The 20,494-nt window shown below is 59.6% G+C and carries 19 protein-coding genes and 1 pseudogene; 11 read left to right on the forward strand and 9 right to left on the reverse strand.

The window, feature by feature from the left end; all coding sequences use genetic code 11:
- Nucleotides 1–196 precede the first annotated feature (196 nt).
- From B7L09_RS02675 to B7L09_RS02685, 3 genes are all read left to right on the forward strand, one after another.
- Nucleotides 197–1,225: an HAD family hydrolase gene (locus B7L09_RS02675; protein ID WP_094467610.1), complete on the forward strand. Its 1,029-nt coding sequence runs from the start codon at nucleotides 197–199 to the stop codon at nucleotides 1,223–1,225.
- A 146-nt stretch (nucleotides 1,226–1,371) separates the two neighbouring features.
- Nucleotides 1,372–2,745 carry a J domain-containing protein gene (locus B7L09_RS02680; RefSeq protein WP_094467611.1) on the forward strand — a complete coding sequence of 458 codons (1,374 nt, stop codon included), beginning with the start codon at nucleotides 1,372–1,374 and terminating at the stop codon, nucleotides 2,743–2,745.
- Complete coding sequence (locus B7L09_RS02685; protein WP_010459903.1) at nucleotides 2,742–3,737, forward strand: DUF3829 domain-containing protein; 996 nt, start codon at nucleotides 2,742–2,744, stop codon at nucleotides 3,735–3,737. Before B7L09_RS02680 ends, B7L09_RS02685 begins: the two co-directional genes overlap by 4 nt.
- Nucleotides 3,738–3,873: 136 nt before the next feature.
- On the opposite strand, the gene B7L09_RS02690 is transcribed toward B7L09_RS02685, so the two are convergent.
- Nucleotides 3,874–4,545 carry a DUF3313 domain-containing protein gene (locus B7L09_RS02690; RefSeq protein ID WP_094467612.1) on the reverse strand — a complete coding sequence of 224 codons (672 nt, stop codon included), beginning with the start codon at nucleotides 4,543–4,545 and terminating at the stop codon, nucleotides 3,874–3,876.
- A 217-nt stretch (nucleotides 4,546–4,762) separates the two neighbouring features.
- Between B7L09_RS02690 and B7L09_RS02695 the strand changes: the two genes are divergently transcribed.
- The gene (locus B7L09_RS02695) at nucleotides 4,763–7,117 is read left to right on the forward strand and encodes a tetratricopeptide repeat protein (RefSeq protein ID WP_094467613.1); all 2,355 of its coding nucleotides are present in this window, start codon (nucleotides 4,763–4,765) and stop codon (nucleotides 7,115–7,117) included.
- Nucleotides 7,118–7,231: 114 nt separating this feature from the next.
- On the opposite strand, the gene B7L09_RS02700 is transcribed toward B7L09_RS02695, so the two are convergent.
- The 3 genes from B7L09_RS02700 to B7L09_RS02710 form a co-directional block, all read right to left on the reverse strand.
- Nucleotides 7,232–8,200, reverse strand: coding sequence for a hypothetical protein (locus B7L09_RS02700; RefSeq protein ID WP_094467614.1), 969 nt, complete (start codon nucleotides 8,198–8,200; stop codon nucleotides 7,232–7,234).
- Between the two features lie 256 nt (nucleotides 8,201–8,456).
- Nucleotides 8,457–8,936: a DUF934 domain-containing protein gene (locus tag B7L09_RS02705; protein WP_094467615.1), complete on the reverse strand. Its 480-nt coding sequence runs from the start codon at nucleotides 8,934–8,936 to the stop codon at nucleotides 8,457–8,459.
- The gene (locus B7L09_RS02710; RefSeq protein WP_094467616.1) at nucleotides 8,933–10,606 is read right to left on the reverse strand and encodes a nitrite reductase NirA; all 1,674 of its coding nucleotides are present in this window, start codon (nucleotides 10,604–10,606) and stop codon (nucleotides 8,933–8,935) included. The genes B7L09_RS02705 and B7L09_RS02710 overlap by 4 nt, the downstream gene beginning before the upstream one ends.
- 274 nt (nucleotides 10,607–10,880) lie before the next feature.
- Between B7L09_RS02710 and ccoN the strand changes: the two genes are divergently transcribed.
- Both ccoN and B7L09_RS02725 read left to right on the forward strand, forming a co-directional pair.
- Entirely contained in the window at nucleotides 10,881–12,308 is a 1,428-nt protein-coding gene (ccoN, locus tag B7L09_RS02720; RefSeq protein ID WP_094467626.1) for a cytochrome-c oxidase, cbb3-type subunit I, read from the forward strand.
- 8 nt (nucleotides 12,309–12,316) lie between these two features.
- Nucleotides 12,317–12,538: a CcoQ/FixQ family Cbb3-type cytochrome c oxidase assembly chaperone gene (locus B7L09_RS02725; protein ID WP_094467617.1), complete on the forward strand. Its 222-nt coding sequence runs from the start codon at nucleotides 12,317–12,319 to the stop codon at nucleotides 12,536–12,538.
- A gap of 131 nt (nucleotides 12,539–12,669) precedes the next feature.
- Here B7L09_RS02725 and B7L09_RS02730 read toward each other — a convergent pair whose 3' ends face one another.
- Both B7L09_RS02730 and B7L09_RS02735 read right to left on the reverse strand, forming a co-directional pair.
- Nucleotides 12,670–13,164 carry a hypothetical protein gene (locus B7L09_RS02730; RefSeq protein WP_094467618.1) on the reverse strand — a complete coding sequence of 165 codons (495 nt, stop codon included), beginning with the start codon at nucleotides 13,162–13,164 and terminating at the stop codon, nucleotides 12,670–12,672.
- 189 nt (nucleotides 13,165–13,353) lie between these two features.
- Nucleotides 13,354–13,989: pseudogene (locus B7L09_RS02735) on the reverse strand (helix-turn-helix domain-containing protein); the annotation flags it as partial.
- 89 nt (nucleotides 13,990–14,078) lie between these two features.
- On the opposite strand from B7L09_RS02735, the gene B7L09_RS02740 reads away from it, so the two are divergent.
- Nucleotides 14,079–14,771 carry an aspartate/glutamate racemase family protein gene (locus tag B7L09_RS02740; protein WP_094467619.1) on the forward strand — a complete coding sequence of 231 codons (693 nt, stop codon included), beginning with the start codon at nucleotides 14,079–14,081 and terminating at the stop codon, nucleotides 14,769–14,771.
- A 1-nt stretch (nucleotide 14,772) separates the two neighbouring features.
- Here the strand turns inward: B7L09_RS02740 and B7L09_RS02745 are convergent, their stop codons facing one another.
- The 3 genes from B7L09_RS02745 to B7L09_RS02755 all read right to left on the reverse strand — a co-directional run bounded on the left by B7L09_RS02745 (nucleotide 14,773) and on the right by B7L09_RS02755 (nucleotide 16,930).
- Nucleotides 14,773–15,294 (reverse strand): GNAT family N-acetyltransferase, encoded by a 522-nt coding sequence (locus tag B7L09_RS02745; RefSeq protein WP_094467620.1) that lies wholly within the window; start codon nucleotides 15,292–15,294, stop codon nucleotides 14,773–14,775.
- 187 nt (nucleotides 15,295–15,481) lie between these two features.
- On the reverse strand, nucleotides 15,482–16,393 hold the full coding sequence (locus B7L09_RS02750; protein ID WP_255141664.1) for a LysR family transcriptional regulator: 912 nt from the start codon (nucleotides 16,391–16,393) through the stop codon (nucleotides 15,482–15,484).
- A 96-nt stretch (nucleotides 16,394–16,489) separates the two neighbouring features.
- Nucleotides 16,490–16,930: a carboxymuconolactone decarboxylase family protein gene (locus B7L09_RS02755; RefSeq protein ID WP_094467621.1), complete on the reverse strand. Its 441-nt coding sequence runs from the start codon at nucleotides 16,928–16,930 to the stop codon at nucleotides 16,490–16,492.
- Nucleotides 16,931–17,136: 206 nt separating this feature from the next.
- Here B7L09_RS02755 and pdxR point away from each other — a divergent pair, with 206 nt between their 5' ends.
- From pdxR to B7L09_RS02775, 4 genes are all read left to right on the forward strand, one after another.
- Nucleotides 17,137–18,570 (forward strand): MocR-like pyridoxine biosynthesis transcription factor PdxR, encoded by a 1,434-nt coding sequence (gene pdxR, locus B7L09_RS02760; protein ID WP_094467622.1) that lies wholly within the window; start codon nucleotides 17,137–17,139, stop codon nucleotides 18,568–18,570.
- A gap of 123 nt (nucleotides 18,571–18,693) precedes the next feature.
- A complete protein-coding gene (locus B7L09_RS02765; protein ID WP_094467623.1) occupies nucleotides 18,694–18,987 on the forward strand; it encodes a putative quinol monooxygenase in 294 nt (97 codons plus the stop codon).
- 158 nt (nucleotides 18,988–19,145) lie between these two features.
- A complete protein-coding gene (locus tag B7L09_RS02770) occupies nucleotides 19,146–19,559 on the forward strand; it encodes a cupin domain-containing protein (RefSeq protein ID WP_094467624.1) in 414 nt (137 codons plus the stop codon).
- 227 nt (nucleotides 19,560–19,786) lie between these two features.
- On the forward strand, nucleotides 19,787–20,494 hold a 708-nt coding region (locus B7L09_RS02775; protein WP_094467625.1), incomplete at its 3' end, for an ATPase.

Consider the following 20,494-nt stretch of genomic DNA (forward strand, 5'->3'; position numbering starts at 1 on the left):
GCCTGAAACCGGGCAACCTCGGCCCGCGCCTGCAAAACCTGTTGCGCGCCTGTTACAGCCGGCAACCGACCGAAGATCAGGCGCTGCGCCAACTCCCCCGATCGACACGCCTGGCGGATAGTCAGGCCAACCGCAACCCGTCTCCTTTTGCTCACGCCTTAGGCCCACTTAGCCCTGTTTACGAGAAGGACTTCCCATGACGAACCCAATATCGATCCGTCAACGCCACGGGCTGAAGCTATTGTTTGCGTTGGCCTTGAGCATACCGCTGCTGGCCTTCGCGGCCGAACCCTTGCCCTCGTGGAACGACGGTCCATCGAAGAAAAACATCATCGAGTTCGTCCAGGCAGTCACCGACCAATCCAGCAAGGACTTCGTCAAACCCGAGGACCGCATCGCCGTCTTCGACAATGACGGCACGTTGTGGAGCGAACAACCAATGTATTTCGAGTTGCTGTTTGCCCTCGAAGAGGTCAAGCGCACCGCACCGCAACACCCGGAATGGAAAACCACCCAGCCCTTCAAAGCGGTGCTGGAAAACGATCACCAGGCCCTGGCTGCCACCGGTATGGACGGCATCCTGAAGATCTTCGGCGCCACCCACACTGGCATGACTACCGACGCCTTCGATGACTACGCCAAGACCTGGCTGAGCCAAGCCAAACATCCGAAAACCGGCAAGCCGTACACCGAGATGATCTTCCAGCCGATGCTGGAAATGCTCGATTACCTGCGCAGCCAGGACTTCAAGACCTACATCGTCTCCGGGGGCGACACCGCGTTCATGCGCGCCTTTGCCGAGAAGGTCTACGGCATTCCACCCGAGCAAGTGATCGGCACCACCTTTGTCACCGCGTTCCAGTTCAAGGACGGCAAAGCCTCGATCGTGCGCACCCCGAAACTGGCCCACAACGACGACGGCCCGGGCAAACCGGAAAGCATCGACGCGGTGATCGGGCGCCGGCCGATCCTCGCGTTCGGCAACTCCGATGGCGACCTGCAAATGCTGCAGTGGACCGCCGCCGGGCCGGGCAAACGCTTCATGGGGTTGGTGCACCACACCGACGCCAAGCGCGAATGGGCCTATGACCGTCAATCGCAGATCGGGCGTCTGGACAAGGCCCTGGACGAAGCCAAAACCCGTGGCTGGACGATTGTGGATATGGCATCCGAATGGCGCCAAATCTATCCGTTCGATGCGCCCGCTCCCGAGCAAGTGCAATAAAAAAAGCGTTACGCCGGACTGCAGTAAACGTTTGTCGGTGCCTGAAGGTAATCCCCGAGGACTTTTCGACGCGAAACAGGTAGGGTGCGCAAAATCAAATTGCCACTAGTGGACGCGTCGCGGGTTTTCATGGAGTTGCACACGCAATGAGTTGCTGGACCATCCTTGGCCTCCCGGCCGATGCCGATACACGCAGTATCAAACGCCAATACGCCATCCTGCTCAAACAGACGCGCCCGGATGAAGACCCCGAGGGCTTTCAGCGCCTGCGTGAGGCGTATGAGCACGCGCTGAGCATCAAGGAATGGGAGCAATTGCGCGAGGATGACGCGGGGGACGATGCCCCGTGGGACCTGAGCGGGCTGTCGGTGGTGGAAGTCGACACGCTGCAACGGGTCACCCGTTCGCTGGACGGTGTCAGCCGTGTCGAGCTCGAACAACGGTATGCCGCCGCCCTCGAGCATGGCGCGGCCGATGTCATGGAAGATGCGGTACTGAGGCATTGCGTCGACCACTTCGAGACGTCCGAAACACTGCTCGAATGGGCGATGCAAACCTTTCACTGGTTCGGTCTCTGGCAGCGCCTGGAACTGGACGAAGAGCTGATCGTAGAGCTGGCGCAGCAGCGCAAGCGCTTGGCCGAGCGTCGTGAGGCACCGATATTCCTGGCCGGGCAACGGCGTCTCGCCGCAGAACCCGCTGCCACCCCGGAGCATCGCGCCGCCCACTTGCTGCTGGCGCCGGGCCCATTCAGTCAGCGCCGCGCCCTGGCCCGACGCTTGCGCGAAGACGATTGGGTGCACTGTCGCAAGCTCAGCTCTGCGTTGTACGCCAACCACCCGGACATCTGCGCAGACCTGCCCGGCGGCACGCCGTTCTTCTGGCGTGACTGGGAACATGCGTATGACAGTTGGCCGATGTACCTGGGTATTGTCCTGGCCTGTCTGGTCGGTACTTTTGTTCAATACGCGCCCGACGGCGCCCGGCTGGGAGCCTTGATCAGTGTCGCGGTGTTCTGGTCGGTGATTTACGCCGTGGGCGGTTGGGTACTCAACTGGCTAATGCATCAACTCGCCCATCGGTTCTGGCTGTTGGACGATCGAATCAGCGCCCGCCTGTTGCCCGGGTTCAATCCGCCGCCACTTGGCATACTGCGCGACTTGATGCCTTGCGCGGCCATGGCGGCCGGGCTCGGCTATGTCTACGGTCCGCTTGCCAGCGCCGTGTATGTCAGCACGTTGCTGGGTGTCGGCCTTATACGCCGACGGAAGGTCAAACCGCACGTTTCCTGGCAACACGCCAGCCCCTTGCTCAAGCGCAGCCTGATGGGCGCGGGCATTTTGGTACTGGTTTTAGTACTCGGCGTGTTCAAAGTGATCTCAAGCCAAAGTACGGTCAACCGCAACCAGGGCCTGCAACAGTGGACCGAACGCTTGTGCAGCCGGATGCCGGCCACCGCCAGCGAATGCAACGTGCCGGCCACTGTTGAGCAGTGGTACGGCCAGGAGAAACAGCCATGAACCCGAAATGGCTATTCCCGGTGGCGACCCTTGTGATGCTGATCCTGATGGGGCTGGCCGGCTCTTCGACATTCGTCGCCCGCATCGATTTGTGGCTGGATCAACACGACGCTCCGCTCACCGCACAGGCCAATGCCCTGAGCCCGATGATCGATTGCATCAACCGGGTCGACGTGCATTGGCGGGTGGCCTACGCACTGTACAAATCGCCGAAGCAACCTGCGGAACCGGTGCGAGACTGGATCACCAACCAGCATGATTTCGACGACAACGGTGCCCGTGATGCACCCGCCATTCAAAGGGATATCTGTTCGCCGAAAATCAGCGAAAAACTCAAGTTGCTGGACTACGACCCAACACTGGCGTTGAAAGCCGATGCCTACGCACAGGCATTACAGCAAGTGATGCCCTTTACGCAGCAAATCACCTTTTACCGACAGGCGCGTTTTTCGACCGCCATCAGTGAGGTGCAGCCCGCCTTTGCCGATCAATTCAGACCCAGGGCCGAGGACTACCTCACGGCGTCAACGGTACTGAGGCAGCAGGTTGAAGCGCTGGACCTTGAACAGCGGCGCGAGCAACTCAAACTGATCGAAACGCGCCTGGGCAAGGACATTCACTGGTATTTGCTGGCCTACATGATCCAGGCCAAGGACACGCTGAACCTTGTAACGGAGGGCGTGAACAATCGAAGCCTGACGCCGCAGGCACTGGCTAAAGCCATCGCTGAACTGCAATTGGCCTGGGATTTCCTGCAGCAGTTCGGCCAACGCCATATGCAGGAAACGCAAAACCGTAACGAAGCACCCAGTTATCTCTGGTCGCACATCGCCAGGCCGACACAGAAGTATCTGGATGCCTTGAATGCGCTGCACAAGGACTGGAAGAACAAGGCTGAACCACAGCGGTTGAGTGATGATTTTTATGCGGTGACGCGTGGATATGATTCGGTGATCAGCCATTACAACCGGCTGGCGCGTGCTGAGTTTTGAGTGATGTGTTGTTCTTGAGGCCGCCTTCGCGGGCAAGCCTCGCTCCTACAGGATCAGGTCGTTCATAAAGTTGACTAACGACTCAATACCGTAGGAGCGAGGCTTGCCCGCGAAGCGACCATCAACCGTCAACGCATCACTTGGACTTAAGCTTTAGAAAAGACTGATGCAAATCCGACGCCCAACCATCAATCACGCCCTTCACGTCATCGGCCTTCATCACCTGAGACTCGTTTTCCAGCGGCTTGCCGGTGCCCTTGCGCACGACCTGGGCTAACACATGGTTATTGCCGCCATCGAGGAACACCGCTTCGGTGGCCAGATCGGTCTCCTGATCACGAATACCGCTGGCCGTGCTGACCGCCGCGGCCACCAGCGCAACGGGAATGTACTCGTAAGGCTTGAGGCTTTCGGTCTTGCTGCTCACGGCGGTAATGGCTGCGCGCAGCACGATCACGCACGGGCCGGGGGCATTGGCCACCTGCATTGACTTGCTCAGCTCGCGCTTGAGCGCTGCGGTGTAGTAACTGTTGATACCGTTCAGGGTGCTGGCCGGAATTTTGGCGGTGGCCTGGGGTTTGGGATAGAACTGGGTGGGTTCGATGTACACCGCGGTGTAGCGCTTGAGGTCCAGGTTGGGATCGACCCAGCGCATCACCTCGGCGCCCGATGGCGACTTGGCCTCTTTAAGTTGGCTGTAGTCCGAGAGAAAACCGGAATACTCGTCCGGCTGGGGCGTCTTTGAGGCACACCCGGACACTGCGATAGTAGCGACGCACAGCGCACTGACCATTAGCCTTAGTTTCATCATTGAACTCCCTGGCGACCATCATTGAAACAACGAGCCCTATGTATAGCCAATGCTGAAGGAGTTTGCTCNNTGCGGCGCCTGCCCGGCCGTGCAATCGGGATCACTTCATAAGGTTTCCCACCGCACCATTTGACAGACGCAGAGCATCCGGCAAAGCTGCACCTAGCTTGAATGCGCGCCTGACGGCAAACGCAACTGGACTACGGAAGTCGCCATGCCGAACTCTAAAAATAAAGCAGCACAGGCAAGCCCTGATTCGCCACCGACCCTGATTAACCGCTACCTGTTTCCCGTCACCATCGGCGTATTGCTGGTGGCCGTGGCGGCGATCGGCTGGTTTCTGCTGAGCAGCACGCCAGCGCCGATCAAAACCGTGCCCGTCAGTACGCCAGCCGTTCAGCCGGCCAAACCGCAAACCGTCGTCGTGACACCGACGAAGATGGTTGATGAGCAACAGTGCCAGGGCTGTCACAGCGAGCAGATGAAGGATTGGCAAGGCTCCCATCACCAATTGGCGATGCAGGAAGCCAATGCCGAGACGATGCTGGGCGACTTCAATAACGTCACGTTCAAGGCGCAAAACGAAACCACCTGGTTTTCGCGCAAGGACGACGGTTTCTGGGTCAACACGCCCGGCATTGATGGCAAGAACGCCGACTTCAAAGTGGCCTACACCTTCGGCATCGCGCCGTTGCAGCAATACCTGATCGAGGTGGGTGAAGGTCGCTTGCAAGCGCTGGGCGTGGCCTGGGATACCGAGAAAAACCGCTGGTTCCACCTCTATCCGGGCCAGGGCGTGAATTTCAAGAACCCGCTGCACTGGAGCAAGCCGAGCCAGAACGCCAATTTCATGTGCGTCGAGTGTCACACCACCGGCTACAAGCGCAATTTCGACGCGGCCAAAAACACCTTCGACAGTCAGTGGAACAGCCTCGGAGTCGGCTGTCAGGCGTGCCACGGGCCTGCGTCTAACCACCTGGAATGGACAGCAAAAAAAGGCGATCTGATCCACGCCGGCTTTGCGGTCGACCTCAAGGACAAGGACGCCACGGTCGAAATCGAAACCTGTGCCCGCTGCCATTCGCGCCGCGCACCACTGGACGACGGCTACACCGTTGGCAAGCGCTTGATGGACGACTACCTGCCGAGCACCCTGACCCGCGAGTTGTATGCGCTGGACGGCAAGATCAAGGATGAAGTGTTCGAGCACGGCTCCTTTGCCCAAAGCAAAATGTTCGACAAGGGCGTGCGTTGCAGCAACTGCCACAACCCTCACAGCACCGAACTCAAGGCACCGGGCAACGGCGTGTGCCTGCAATGCCACACCACCGCCGGCAAGACTTCAGTGACGGGCGTCGACGGCAAGGGTTTGCAAGCCAAAAACTACGATTCCATCGAGCACACCCGCCACACCCCGGGCCAGCCTGGCTCCCAATGCGTGGATTGCCACATGCCCGGCAAGTTCTACATGGGCAACGACTTCCGGCATGACCACAGCTTCAGCATTCCCAACCCGGAGCGGGCGAAAAAACTCGGCACGCCGGACGCCTGCCTGACCTGTCACCAGGGCAAGGCCGGCGACAAGGTCACCGAGCAATTCAAGCTCTGGAACACCACCACCACGGCGCAGGCGCCACGTTACGACGAAAGCCTGTGGCTGATTCGCAACGGTCAACCCGGCGCCGCGCAAGCCTTGTACGAGCAGTTGCAGCGCAGCAACCTGCCGGCGATTCAGCGTGCGACCTTGATCGCAGAATTACCGCTGTACCCGAGCGAACAGGCGTTGAAACTCGCGACCAAGGACTTGAGCAACCCGGCACCGCAGGTGCGTGAAAGCGCAGTACGGGCCATCAGCGCGTTCCTGCCGCCACCGGAGCGTGCGCCGCTGCTGACGCCGTTGCTGGGCGATCCGGTCAAGGCGGTGCGGATCGTCGCGGCCCGGGACCTGCTGAGCGTCGCGCGCAACGGATTGGGCAGCGCCCAGGCCAACTGGAACGCGGCCATTGCCGAATACGAAGCGGTGCAAAAAAGCCTGGCCGAACGCGCCGAGGCCAACCTGAACCTGGCGATGCTCTACCAGGCCAGCGGGCGCAACGACGAAGTCGAATCGCTGCTGCGCACCGCCCTCAAGCGTGATCCGGATTTCTACCCGGCGCTGGTGACGCTGGTGCAATGGCTGGAAGCCAATGGACGCGGCCAGGAAGCGCAGACGCTGTTGGCACAAAGCCTCAAAGAACACCCGGACGCCGCCCTGCTGCAACACACCCAGGGCTTGGCGCTGGTGCGTGCGGGCCAATCAGCCCAAGCCATGCCCGCCTTGCGCAAAGCCGCGCAACTGGAACCGCAGAACGCCCAATACGGCTACGTGCTGGCCGTGGCGTTGCACGACAGCGGTAAGGTCGATGAGGCCTGTGCAGAGCTGGAGCGGTTGTTGAAAGTGCAGCCGGCCAACCGCAATGCGCGGTTATCGCTGATCCAGTATTACCTGGATAACGGGCAGGAACCGAAGGCGCAGGTGCTGTTGCAAGGCTGGAAGGCCATGAACATGGCTGATCCGGCGTTGAAATGATTGGGGTCTGATCCAACGGCCCCTTCTCGGGCAAGCCACGCTCCCACAGGATTGCGCAAAACCTGTGGGAGCTTGGCTTGCCCGCGATGGCGTCAACTCGGTTTCAGATCAGACTTACCACGAAGAACCACTCTTCAACGCCAACTCCCGCCGGCTGTTCGCCCGCATCGCCTTGATCAGCGACACCGTGCCCACCAGGATAATCACCCCGGCGAACAGGAAGTCGATGGTGTACAGCTGGAAGTCTTTCATCGGCCCCACCAGCAACACCCGTATAGCGCCGATACTCACCAGCGTGGCGAGAAAATCGATCCCCGGTTCATCGCGATAGAACACATGCAGCAGCGGCAGGCACATCACCAGCAACAAGAGCAGCACGATTACCTTGAACGAGCCTTTGCGCTCGACGCTGAACGCGCACTCGTGGGCGCCATAAGCCTTGTAGTCTTCATCGCGGACCATCGAGTTGCGTTCGTTGATGTAGTCGACGCGGTTGTACTTCTGGATCGGGGTGAAGGTGTTCGACATCTCCATCAGCGTGGTGATGTTTTTGAACCTCAGGTCGATGCGCTCGTTGCCCTTGAGGTAATACAGCACCGGTTTGTAGCCATAACGGTAGGTATCGAAGGGAAAATCCGTGGCCCGGCCCTGCACCCCGATGGGCCTTGGCTCGAGTTCTGCGTAGGCGCTTTTGTTGGCCGACGCGAGGTTGCGGCTCAGCGGCTGGACCTTGACCTGCTCAAGGAAAATCGGCGTGACGCCGAACGACCACTGCAAGGGTTCCAGACGAAGGCGCAGTTCGTTGCGGCCCAGGTCGTAGCGGTTGAAGGTGCGCTCGGACACCACCACGGCACCACTGAGCATGAACTCGCCGCGCACCGAGTTGGTGATGCGCAGCGTCAGTTGATCCTTGCCCAGCAGCGCGGCGTCGCTGGCCGGTGGCGTGCCGCACCAGGCCGTACTGTCGAAGGCTCCACCCAACTGGCCGTCACGGTTTTCCTTGAACACATAAAAATAACTGGCCCACAGCGCCAACATCAGTAACAGCGCAATCAGCCCCAAAACCTTCTTGCCCACACCCACAACTCGACTCCTTTCCCGACTTCTTCCATGCAGCCGAAAGCCCGCTGGCGCGGGTCCTCGGTTATGTCGTTGATTAGTTAGCGGCGTATTTGTCTTGCAGCGCCTGCAGGCGCTCGATCTGCTGCGGAGTCAGGCCGCTGGCGAAATCATAACATCAACGTCACCAACCCGACCGCGAAAATCCTGCGCATACCCGACTCCTTTTTGAGAATGCGCGGACTTTATCAAAATGCCATCATCGACCCAAGCGAAACTCTCAACGCCTCCTGAATAACGGCCGCGGTTCAATCACTGAACGCCCATAGAGAACGCTCATCCCGGCCAGTCCCTTCAGCGCATCCTCGGCGGATTTGTCTTCGCGCACCGCGAAACTATCGAACCCACATTGGCGCATATGGCTGAGCTGATCGCGCAGCACATCACCAACCGCGCGCAATTCCCCCGTCCAGCCCAACCGAGTACGCAGCAGGTACGCCTGGCTGTAACCGCGACCGTCGCGAAAGCTCGGGAAGTCCAGGGCAATCAGCGGCAATGCGTCAAACCACGGCTTGAGACTTTCCACTTCATCATCCGGCCCCAGCCAGACCGCATGCTGTGCGGGCGCTTGAAGCCAGCGACTCAACGGCAGAATCACCGAACCGTCCGGCAATTCACCCTCTACGTCCCTGACCAGCACCCACGGATCGTCAGTCACAATCCGCGCCCCACCCTCCTCCAGTCGCAGCAAATTGTTCATGCCGAGACCTCCAGCACCTTCGGGTAAACCTGTTCCTTGAACGGCTCAAGACCGATGCGCTGCAAGGTGTCGACAAACAGTTCTTCGCTCTCGCGGTAGTCGACGAACGTGGCGATGATCCGCTCGATCACCCCAGGCACTTCGGCAGCGCTGAAGGAAGGGCCGATGACCTTGCCCAAGGCGCTGTTCTTGCCCTGGCTGCCGCCGAGGGTGATCTGGTACCACTCGCTGCCGTTTTTATCGACGCCCAGAATGCCGATGTTGCCGATGTGGTGGTGACCGCAGGCGTTCATGCAGCCGGAGATGTTCAGGCTGATGTCGCCCAGGTCGTGGAGGTAATCCAGGTCCTCGAAACGTGCCTGGATCGCCTGGGCAATCGGGATGGATTTGGCGTTGGCCAACGCGCAGAAATCGCCGCCGGGGCACGCGATGATGTCCGTCAACAAACCGATGTTGGCGCAGCCCAGGCCCTGCTCGCAGGCCAGGCACCACAGGGTGTAGAGATCAGCCTTGGGCACGTCCGGCAGCACGATGTTCTGTTCGTGGGCGATGCGAATCTCACCGAAACCGAACTGTTCGGACCACTCGGCCACGGCCAACATTTGCTCGGTCGTCACGTCCCCCGGTGGTGAGTCGAAGCCCGGTTTGGTCGACAGCACCACGCTGGTGTAACCCGCGACCTTGTGGGGCTGAACGTTACGCATGACCCAGCGTGCGAAAGCCGGGCTCTCGGCCAGGCGCGTGCCGAAATTCAGGTCCGTGTCGGACAGTGAACGGTAATCGGGAGCCACGAAGGCACTGGCGACCCGCTCATATTCGACGTCGGTCAATTGCGCCGGACCGTCCTTGAGGTACTGCCATTCTTCCTCCACTTCCCTGGCGAAGGCTTCGATGCCCAAGGCCTTGACCAGAATCTTGATCCGCGCCTTGTACTTGTTGTCGCGTCGGCCGTGGCGGTTGTAGACCCGTAGCACCGCCTCGACGTAGGACAGCAAATGCTGCCAGGGCAATCCTTCGCGGATCTGCAACCCAAGGATCGGCGTGCGCCCCAACCCGCCACCGACAATGACCCGCAGCAGCATCTGCCCACTGTCATCGCGATAAAGATAAAGGCCGATGTCATGCATCATGATCGCGGCGCGGTCCTGCTCCGCCGAGCAGATGGCGATCTTGAACTTGCGCGGCAGGTACAGGAACTCCGGGTTGATGGTCGACCACTGGCGCAGGATCTCGGCCAGCGGTCTTGGGTCCATCAGCTCGTCTGCCGCGACCCCGGCAAAGGCTTCAGTGGTGATGTTGCGCACGCAGTTGCCGGAGGTCTGGATCGCGTGCATTTCGACCTGGGCAAGCCGTTCGAGAATGTCCGGCACCTGCGCCAGTTCGATCCAGTTGAACTGCATGTTCTGCCGGGTGGTGAAGTGGCCATACCCGCGATCGTAGTCCCGGGCGATGCTCGCCAGCGTGCGCATTTGCGTGGCGCTCAGGGTGCCGTAAGGAATCGCCACGCGCAGCATGTAGGCGTGCTTTTGCATGTACAGGCCGTTCTGCAGACGCAACGGCAGGAACTCTTCCTCGCTCAACTCGCCCGTCATGAAACGCTCGACCTGATCGCGAAACTGCGCAACCCGCTCGAAGACCAGGGCCCGGTCATAGTCGTCGTACTGATACATGTGGCTACCTCATCAGGGTGGATCGCACGCTCTGCTACAGGGGTGGCGGTGCTTGTGGCAGTGACTATGAACCTGCGGCGCAGCGGGTTACAGATTCACCTGAATGCTAAAAAACCGTATCAGCGTGCGTCAGATCACCGCAGGCTGGCCTCGTATCTGATCCGCATAAACTCGGTTTTTCTGAGTCTGTTTTGTTTCCGGCAGGGTTTCTACAGTGGACGACATGCCAGTCCGGGTGGCCTGGCAAGACTTTGCAACCGTGGAAGCATTGACCATGAGCACAGCAGCAATCGGACAGGCCTACAACTACAAGGTCGTCCGCCAATTCGTCGTGGCAACCATCGTATGGGGCGTCGTAGGGATGGCGATGGGGGTGTGGATCGCCTCGCAACTGGTGTGGCCCGAGATGAACCTCGACCTGCCGTGGACCACCTTCGGCCGCTTGCGCCCGCTGCACACCAGCCTGGTGATTTTCGGCTTTGCCGGCAGCGCGCAATTCGCCGCCAGTTACTACGCGGTACAGCGCACGTGTCAGGTGCGGCTGTACTCCGACAAACTGGCGGCGTTCACCTTCTGGGGCTGGCAATCGGTGATCGTGGTGATGCTGATCACCTTGCCGCTGGGCTACACCACCACTAAGGAATACGCCGAAATCGAATTCTCCGGCGCGGTGTGGATGACGGTGGTCTGGGTCGCTTACGCCATCGTGTTCTTCACCACCGTGGTGCAACGCAAGACCAAACACATCTACGTCGGCAACTGGTTCTTCGGCGCGTTCATCGTCGTGATCGCGATGCTGCACGTGGTCAATCACCTGTCGATTCCGGTGGATTGGTTCAAGTCCTATCCGGTCTATTCCGGGGCCACCGACGCCATGGTGCAGTGGTGGTACGGGCACAACGCCGTGGGCTTTTTCTTGACCACCGGGTTCCTCGGGATGATGTATTACTTCGTACCGAAACAGGTCGGGCGGCCGGTGTACTCGTACCGGTTGTCGATTGTGCATTTCTGGGCGCTGATCACCCTGTACATCTGGGCCGGCCCGCACCATTTGCACTACACCGCGTTGCCGGACTGGGCACAGTCGCTGGGCATGGTGATGTCGCTGGTACTGCTGGCACCGAGCTGGGGCGGCATGATCAACGGCATGATGACCCTNTCGGGCGCCTGGCATAAGTTGCGCACCGACCCGATCCTGCGCTTTTTAGTGCTGTCGCTGGCGTTCTACGGGATGTCGACGTTCGAAGGGCCGATGATGGCCATCAAAACGGTCAACGCCCTCTCCCACTACACCGACTGGACCATCGGCCACGTCCACGCCGGTGCCCTCGGTTGGGTGGCGATGATCACGTTTGGCGCCATCTACCACATGGTCCCGAAAGTCTTCGGTCGTGAGCAGATGTTCAGCACGCCGCTGATCAACCTGCACTTCTGGCTCGCGACCATCGGCACGGTGTTGTACATCGCCTCGATGTGGGTCAACGGCATCACCCAAGGGTTGATGTGGCGTGCGATCAACGACGACGGCACCCTGACCTACTCGTTCGTCGAGGCCTTGCAGGCCAGCCATCCGGGATTCGTGGTGCGCTTCGCCGGCGGGGTTTTCTTCCTTAGCGGGATGCTGCTGATGGCCTACAACACGTGGCGCACAGTGCGGGTTTCGGACGTGGCGATGGCCGAACGTGAAGCGCAGATTGCGTGAGGTGTGAGATGACCGAGATAGTGTTGAATCTGTTTGGGGTCGTGGGGTTTTGGCTGGCGATCGAGTATTGCCTGAAACACCAGACGGCCGAGAGCCTGGAGGACGCGAGCCTGATTCCGTTTGCCGATGACCCTGAGGTGGCGCGGCGGGTGGAATTGGCGACGGGGAAGACTGTGAAGGCGGTGGCGCCGGAAGACGCTAAACCCGGATGGGGCAACCTGGAAATCTGACACACCACTAATCCAAATGTGGGAGCGAGCCTGCTCGCTCCCACAGGGATATGTGTAAGGTNACACACCACTAATCCAAATGTGGGAGCGAGCCTGCTCGCTCCCACAGGGATATGTGTAAGGTCAGAGAATCAACCGCGTTCGCGGGGAATAAGGCTCTGCAACTGCTGCGCCAGGAAGTTCGCATCGAAGGCAAACGTATCCGGGTCCTTCAACCCATTGGTCTTGCGCCATTGCCAGTTGGTCGACGGCGGCAGGCACACCAGCGAAATGCTGCCATACCGCGCAGCCGTCAACCCCATCACCGCCAACGAAATCTGACCACCGGCGCCCATCACATCCGGCACGAACTCCACCGGTTTGCCGGCAATGACAATGCTCAATTTCTCGGTCTTGAACGTCGACGTCTCGACCGGAACGCTCGGCCCTGAAGCGACATACACCTCGCGACTCACCTCCAGCAGATTCGGCACCTGGACCGGCTCCAGCCATTGCTGGATCTGGTCGAACAATTCACCGATACGCGTCGCCCACACGGCCGATTGCGACTCAAACACTTGCTTCTTGTGCGCTTCGCTTTCTGCGTAGTGGCGAAGCATCTCGCCCAGTTGCTGTACGTCGTCCATTGCGGTGTTCCTTTGGTTGAAGCGGTGCTGCGGAAGCCGATCATGGCAGATGCCGGCCACCGGTGTACGACAAAGCTGCTGTATGGGCACCCTTTAACGATGAGTGAAAACGACGAGCGGCTGCATTTTCATCGTTTTATTGCCGTTTACCTGTCAGATCTGACAGTAGCTGATACCCGCCTGTTGGTGTTTGATGATGCGGCGTGCCGCTTGAAGGCGAACTTCCACCAGATAAGCATGGGGCGTCAGGCCCATGGCCTGGGTGAAATCGCGCAGGAAACGCAGCGGATTCTGCCCGTAAGTGTCGGCCAGTTGCGCAAGCGTCAGAGGCTGGTGGAACTGCTCGGCGATCTGCTCCAGCACCCGGACGAAGGACATGGACGTGATCCGCTGTGTGGTGTCGATTTTCTGCCGGGTCAAGCCAACGAGCCCCAGCGCACACTGCTCAAACGCCAGTAGATCGGGCTGCGGCGCGAGCAACAGACGCCGCACCGCTCGTGCCAGGGTCAGCGCACGTCGATTGCCTGAAGACTGCACACGGTGGGTGACACAGGGTAACTGTTCATCGGCAAACGGTTCGTCCAGGCGCATCAGCAGGTATTCACCACCGGTGACGGACTCGGAGAACACCTCGACGCCGATCGGCGTATACGCCAAGACGCCGGGCAAGGTATCGAAATCCACCCGACGGTCGGAATCTATGGCGTGCACACCCTGCTGACGCTCCAGCGTGACCCCAAGCGTTTGCGACTGCGCCGCATCACGCGCGCTGTACGCCGCACGGGGCCCTTGATCACTCGCCTGTCTCTGACGCAGAAGCTTCAGGGAAAACGAGGCATAAACCACTCAATACACTGGCATCATCTGCCCAAATCGATGGACACTCTCCCCACTTGAAGAAATCGGAGAGTCGCATGCGCACCATCGGCCTTATCGGCGGCATGAGCTGGGAGTCCAGCGCCGAGTATTACCGCNTCATCAACCAACNGGTTCGCGACCGGCTCGGGCCGTTGCGTTCGGCGAAATTGCTGATGTACAGCGTCGACTTCGGCCCTGTCGAACAGGCCCAGCATGCCGGGCGTTGGGACGACGCGGCGGCGATTCTGGTGGACGCGGCGCAGCGGCTGCAGGCCGGCGGTGCCGAGTGCGTGGTGCTGTGTACCAACACCATGCACAAGGTGGCCGGGCAGATTCAGGGCGCGATCAATATTCCGTTTTTGCACATCGCCGACCCGACCGCCCAGGCAGCCGTGGAGACCGGAGCGCTGAAGGTCGGTTTGCTCGGAACTGCGTTCACCATGGAACAGGACTTTCTCAAGGATCGCCTGGCCGCCCAGGGCTTGACCGTGCTGGTGCCCGACGCGGACGAACGCCAGGCCGTGCACCGGATCATCTATGAGGAGTTGTGTGTCGGGGTGATCAACGAGGCGTCGCGCAAGGTGTATCAGCAGGTCATCGAGTCGATGACCCGGCGTGGCGCCCAGGCGATCATCCTCGGNTGCACGGAAATCGGCCTGCTGATCAAACCCGAGCACAGCGCCCTGCCCTTGCTCGACACCACCGAACTGCATGCGCAGGCGGCGGTGGCGTTCGCGTTGGGTGACTGAGTCAGTCGGACCTGGGCGTGCGACGCAGACGCGCCATGCTCAACGTGTCGACCAGCCGGCCGTCACGCACGGCGTAGTCGCGGAACAGGCCTTCGGTCTCGAAACCGAACTTGCGGTAGAGCCCGATGGCTGCTTCGTTGTCGGCGTACACCGAGAGCTCGACCCGTTGCAGGTTCATCCAGTTGTCGGCGACGTCCAGCGCCGCCGCCAGCAGTTTTGAGCCCACGCCTTTGCCCTGCCAATCCACCGCGACCGCCATGCCGAGATTGCCGGCATGGCTGCGGCGGATCCGCGAAAACTGCTCCAGGCCAATGTTGCCGATGACCGCGCCCTGATGCAGCGCCACCAGTTTCACCAGCCGCTCGTTATCCGACGCCAGGCGTTGGCGCCAGATCTCGGTGGATTGAAACGGCATTTGCAGGACCTGACGGGTGATCGCCGGGTCGTTGTAGAGTGCGGTGACGCCCTCGATGTGGGATTCGCTGAAGCGTTCGAGGGTGATGACAGAATCGGTAGCGGGCATGGGTGACTCATCCTTGATGCAGACATGGCCGCCCACTCTACAATGCCTTCTCGCGATGTGACCATAACCCTCTGCGCGACAAACCCTGTGGGAGCGAGCTTGCTCGCGATATCGGTGGGTCAGTCACTCAGGATGTTGAATGTTAGGCCGCCATCGCGAGCAAGCTCGCTCCCACAGGTTTATGCGCTCAGGCTTCGAACCACTCACGCCGCTCGTTGAAGGTGTTGTGGATCAGGTCGACGATCATTTGCACTTCTGCCCGCCCTGTGGACTCGGTATTGACCGCCATCCACACCTGGCGCTGCATCGGCTGGTCGAACACCCCCGATAACCCGATCAGGCCGCGGTCAAACCGACTCATGTAAGTGGGCAGCAAACCAATGCAGGCGCTGCAACGGATCATCTCCAGCATCAGCTCATAAGAGTGCAAATGCACCACGCCGGCCAGGCGCTGGTCGACCACGCCGTTCCATGGCCGAAAACTCTCGACCTGACGATCCGGCTGCCATTGCACCAACATGAAGTCAGCCAGGTCATCAAGGCTGTCGGGGCGGGCCGCCACCCGTGAATACCGTTTGGCGATGTGCGGCAGATAGTCCAGTCGCGCCAGACGCTGCGGCTCGCTGACCGGGAAACTCGGGCCTGGCAGCGGTGAGTCGATACCGGCCAGCCACAGCACCACGTCAGCACTGATCGCTTGCAGGGACAGTTCGCTGTCCAGCGTGATGATGTCGAGGCGCACGCTGGCGTTGCGTCGCAACAGCGCGACCAGATCACGTCCCAGGATGTCATGCAGAATCGACTCGGCCACGGCCAGTCGAATCAATGGTTGTTCGATCACCGGCACATCGTGCTCATGAGCCAGGGCGATCAACTGGGCCTGAAGCTGCAACCCTTCACGGCTCAAGGCCAGGCCGTTGTCCTGGTGACTGAACAGCGAACACTGCAATTGCGTTTCAAGCTGCGCCAGGTGTTTGCGCAATTGCGTTGATTTGATATTGAGGCTGCGGGCCGCCTGCATGAAACAACCGCAACGGGCACTGACCCGGAAAGACTGCGCCAGCACCGGGTCAATCCCGGCAGCGCGGGTGGATTCCATGTATGATATCAATGACTCCTTGTCGATCTATCCTTGAAAACCTCATCCTGCGCAGCGTTTATGAACCTGACGTGACACCCCGAGCGGAAAATCGATTCAGCTGCTGGGGCTTTGCCGAAAACTCACCGCCAGGCGATTCCAGCTGTTGATGGTGGTGACCGCGATGGTCAAGTCGACCATTTCGCTTTCGTTGAACTGCTCACGCGCCTGCGCGTAGACGTCGTCCGGCACATGGTTTTCAGAGAGCAGGGTCACCGCCTCGGTCCAGGCCAACGCCGCGCGTTCGCGAGGGTTGAAGAAGCCGCTGTCGCGCCACACCACAATCGAATACAAGCGCCGATCCGTCTCGCCCAGACGCCGCGCGTCCACTGAATGCATGTCGGTGCAGAAGGCGCAGCCATTGAGTTGCGAGGCGCGGATCTTGATCAAATGCAGCAAGGCGGGCTCGATGCTCAGGTTGCTGGTCAAGGCTTCCATAGCGATCATCGCCTTCATCGCTTTGGGCGACGCACTGTAGTAATCCAGGCGGGAGCTCATGGGGTGACCCTCTTGGATCAAATAGAGACCCCCAAGGTAGGCGCTGACGCATCGGCGTTACAGGTCCAATTCGGCGAAAAAGCCGTGGACCATTCGGCGGCAGACCAATCCTGGGTTTTTCGCCCACGCAACTTCTGCACGGCGGCTCGTGCGGGTAATCTGGCGCGACGCACACGCGCCTCAATCGCTCCAGGAGCCTCGCCGGTATGGAACTTCATGTTGTCATCAACGGCCGCAAGGACCTGGCAGGCCAGTTGTATAACCAACTGCGCAGCGCCATTGAATCCGGCCGCCTGGCAGCCGGGACGCAACTGCCACCCAGTCGCTTGCTGGCCGAACAGCTGGGCATTTCGCGCAAGACCATTTCCGACACCTACGCGCAACTGACCTATGAGAACTTCCTCACCGGGGTGATCGGCAAAGGCACTTTCGTCAACGCCCGGACAGCCAAAGCCGTCCCCAAGCAAAGCCATTCGCAGCTGGCGAGCTTTGAGGTGATCGAGTCCTGGCGCAATCTGCCGGTGTTTTTGCGCCACCCTACCCTTGAGGGTTCGTTACGCTACGACTTCATCGGTGGCGCGACCAGCAAAGGCCAGTTCCCACAGGACGATTGGCGGCGCTGCATCTCCCACGCATTGCGCCAGATTGCCGGTTCCAAAGGTTTCTACAGCCTGCCCGAAGGCCTGCCGGCACTGCGCAATGCGATCGCCCGGCACATCGCGTTTTCCCGCGGGGTCAATTGCCAGGACGAAGACGTGGTGGTGTGCAACGGTGCGCAACAGGCGCTGGACCTGATCTCCCGGGTGCTGACGCGCCCGGGCAGCATTGTCGCCATGGAAGACCCCGGCTATCCGCCGGCTCGCCTGTTGTTTGGCACCCACGGGGCCACGGTGATCGGGGTGCCGGTGGATGCCGAAGGGATTGAGGTGGACAAGATCCCCTTGGGCACCCGGCTGATTTACGTCACGCCGTCCCACCAGTTTCCGCTGGGCATGCCGATGAGCCAGGCACGCCGGGTTGCGCTGCTGGAACGGGCTTACGAGCTGGGCGCGATCATCATCGAGGACGATTACGACAGCGAATTTCGCTACGAAGGCCGCCCGACCGATTCACTGCAAAGCATGGATGAACGCGGCATTGTCGCCTACGTCGGGACCTTTTCAAAAACCATGCTGCCGGAACTGCGCCTCGGTTATGCGGTGTTGCCGCCGGCAATTCTTGAAGCCGTCATCCGCGCCAAGCAACTCACCGACCTGCACACCTCCACCCTGCCCCAATGGGCGCTGGCCAAGTTCATCGCCGAAGGTTGCCTGCTCAAGCACATCCGGCGCTGCCACACGATCTATGCCGGGCGTCGCGAGCGGATCCTGTCGCGCATAGCGGGCGACCTGTCACCCTGGCTTGAACCTGTGCCCACCACGGCCGGGTTCCACATGGTGGTTATGTGCAAAGTGCCTATCGATATTCCATTGGTGATCGAATTGGCGAAAAAGGTCGAAGTCGGGCTCTACGCGATCGACAGCTTTTTCTACCAGCAAGCACCACGGGCCGGGCTTTTCCTGGGCTTTGGCGCCATCGAAACCCTGGATATCGACGTCGCCCTGGACCGTTTGCGCGACATTTTGCAGCAGGTGGCCTGATCGATTGGTCTGCGGCTTTATCCGGCGATTGGCTATTGGCGGTCCACAGGTGCAGGCCTATCCTGCATAAGCGTTATCCCTCAATGAGCAGGATTCGTCCGGCCTGATTCAGGAGTGTGAGCAATGTCCAACGAAGTGATCAATACCGTACAGGTGCAGGCCGCCGCCGGCCGCTCGGAAGAACTGGGTAAGCAACTGCAAAAGATTGTCGACACCCTGCGTCAGCAACCGGGCTGTGATTCCTATATGGTCGACCGCTGCCCAGAGGACAGCAACCGCTGGACCGTCAGCGCCCGCTGGCAATCGGAAGCGGCCATGCAATCGCATTTCAACTGCCCTGAAGTACAAGGCTTTATTGGCCTGATCGATGAAAACCTGGCGAGAACCGTGGATTTCAACAGCTTCCCGATTCGCTGAATCCCTACAACCGCTGCCTTGTGGCGAGGGGGCTTGCCCCCTCGCATTAATCATGCGTAGGATTGGTCCCCTCACCTTCGCGAATATTGGCTGTTTGATTGGCCCCGTCTGCGGACTAATGTTGTTTCTGACAACTAACCAACCGCAGGTGAAGAACCATGAAAGCTTTGCGTTTCCTTGCTGCTCCCCTGACCGCCCTCGCCCTGACCGTTTCAGCGACTGCCATTGCTCACGAAGGCCCTTCGGAGAAGGTCACGGTTTTGCAGGATGAAGCACTGAAAAACGTGCCTGGCAAAAAAGCCATGATGATTGAGGTCGACTACAAACCCGGCCAATCCTCGATAGCCCATAAGCATGAAGGCACCGCCATGGCCTACGTGCTTTCAGGCTCGATCATTTCTCAAGTGAAGGGTGAGAAAGCAATCACATATAAGGCCGGGCAGTATTGGTACGAACCGGCCGGCTCGGAACATTTGGTCTCGAAAAATGCCAGCGCAACCAAGCCTGCCAAACTGTTGGTATTCATGGTGTTGTCCCCCGACGAGAAAGTGTTGATCCCCTTGGAAAACTGATCGCTGAAGGGATAGCCATAAGTAAAAAGGCCCGAATTAACATTTCGGGCCTTTTTATTTCCCGGCGCAATTACCGGACATCGCTTAAACCCAATTAACCTATTGGCCACCCAAGAAGTGCAGTTTTTGGCTATTTAAAGACACTGTGACAGGTTTAGTCTGACACTCACGCCGGATCATCCGACAGTACAACTTTCCGACTCAAGTTGTTTCACTGGAGTAATGCCATGAAACTTGCACTTGTCAGTACATTAACCATGACCATTGTCTTGGCGGGCTGCTCTGTCCCTACTGCGCCCAAGGCCAAGTCTTCCCTGGACGGGCTCTTCTCTGAACCGGTTGGACGCAGCAACGCCACGCACGTTCCTAACGGCCCCCAGGTTTCGCTGGGAATCGTCTACAGCCGCAACACCCAGGCCAACCGCGATTATCTTCAGCACTATCAGGCCAACGCCGGCACCGGTTTCGGCCAGAGCCTGCTGGTACAGTCGATCCACGACGCCTACGTGGCCACCTCCAGACCCGACCATGCAGTGGACTGGGTCAAGGCATCGCTGCAACGTCAGTTCGGCTCGGTGACGGTATACCCGGACATGCAAAGCCTCAGGGCGGCGAAACCCGACGTGGTCGCCATTGTCGACTCCCGCAGCCAATTGATCACGTCGCGCAGTTCGGATATCGAAGCGGATGTGAGTGCGAACTTCTATGATTCGAACTTCAACTACATCGGCACTGCGCAGGGGCATGACGCCAAAGCACTGAGTCCGTTATGGGCAGACTACAAACGCAGCGAAGATATCGTGGCGGATATTAATGAACAACAGAATGTGCAAGTTCGGGCACTGCAAAAATTTGACCAGTCGCTCAGTAGCTTATTGACAAAGCCGACAGAAAAACTGTCGACCATTGATTCGGAAAAATATCAAACACTGTAT

Source organism: Pseudomonas mandelii (genome assembly GCF_002251635.1).
GTDB classification, from domain to species: Bacteria; Pseudomonadota; Gammaproteobacteria; order Pseudomonadales; family Pseudomonadaceae; genus Aquipseudomonas; species Aquipseudomonas mandelii_B.